The organism is Streptomyces recifensis, from assembly GCF_002154615.1.
In the GTDB taxonomy this organism is placed as follows: Bacteria; Actinomycetota; Actinomycetes; order Streptomycetales; family Streptomycetaceae; genus Streptomyces; species Streptomyces griseoluteus.
Window position 1 is genome coordinate 1 of sequence record NZ_MUNH01000528.1, and the last position, 1128, is coordinate 1128.

At 71.7% G+C, this 1128-nt stretch carries 1 protein-coding gene; it reads right to left on the reverse strand.

What is annotated here, in order from left to right:
• On the reverse strand, window positions 1-1128 hold a 1128-nt coding region (locus CCN33_RS24920; RefSeq protein WP_140394663.1), incomplete at both ends, for an anthranilate synthase component I family protein.

A 1128-nucleotide genomic window follows, 5' to 3' on the forward strand; every position in this document is an offset into this window, starting at 1 on the left:
TCGGCGGCCCCGCTCAGCGCGAACCAGCCCAGCGACCCGGAGTAGACACCGCGCGGCCCCTCTTCCAGCCGGTCGATGATCTCCATGGTGCGCAGCTTGGGCGCCCCCGTCATCGAGCCGCCGGGGAAGGCCGCCCGGACACAGGACACGGCCGTCTCCTCGGGCCGCAGCGTGCCCCGGATGGTGGAGACGAGCTGGTGGACGGGCGCGTAGGTCTCCACGTGGAAGAGGCGCGGTACGTGCACGGACCCGACCTCGGAGACAGAGTTGAGGTCGTTGCGGATCAGGTCGACGATCATCAGGTTCTCGGCGCGGTCCTTCTCCTGGCTGAGCAGGTCCTGCCGCAGTTCCTCGTCCTCCGCCGGGGTGGCCCCGCGCGGCCGGGTGCCCTTGATGGGCTTGGACTCGGTGACCCGGTCCGTCCCGACCGTGACGAACCGCTCGGGCGAGGCGCTGAGTACCGCGACGCCCTGGAAGTCGAGCAGCGCCCCGTACGGCACCGGGCTCAGCCGGCGCAGCCGCGCGTAGGTGGTGAGCGGGTCGATGCGGACGTCCATGACGACGGAGTTGGTCAGGCAGACCTCGTACGTCTCGCCCTGCCGGATCTCCTCCAGGCTCTGCCGGACCCGGTCGAGGTAGGCGTCCTTGCCGTGCCGGAGCCGCAGGAGAGCACTGGCGTCCGGGTCGGTCATGCCGGTGAAACGGGCCGGGGTGTCCGGTGCGGTGCCGGGGGCGGGCAGGGTGCGCAGCCGCGCCTCGGTCTCGTCCAGCCAGCGCAGGGCGTCGCGGTCGTCGCCGTCGGCGGAGAGGGCGAGCAGATAGCTGACGCCCTCGGTGTGGTCGACGGCGAGCATGCGGTCGGTGAACAGCATGGCCGCGTCCGGGGTGGCGGACTTGTGCACGGCCTGGCCACCGGTCTCGGCCTTGAGTTCGTAGCCGAGGTAGCCGACGTAGCCGAGGTTGAACTCGAAGGGCAGCCCGGCCGGTACGGGCACGGCGCGGGTGCGGATCTGCTCGTCGAGGTACTCGAAGAAGCCCTGCTCGACGATCTCGCCCTCGTCGCCGGCGCGGCCGGGGCTGCGGACGGTGACGCCGCCGTCGGAGACCCGGTAGCTGACGTACTCGGCG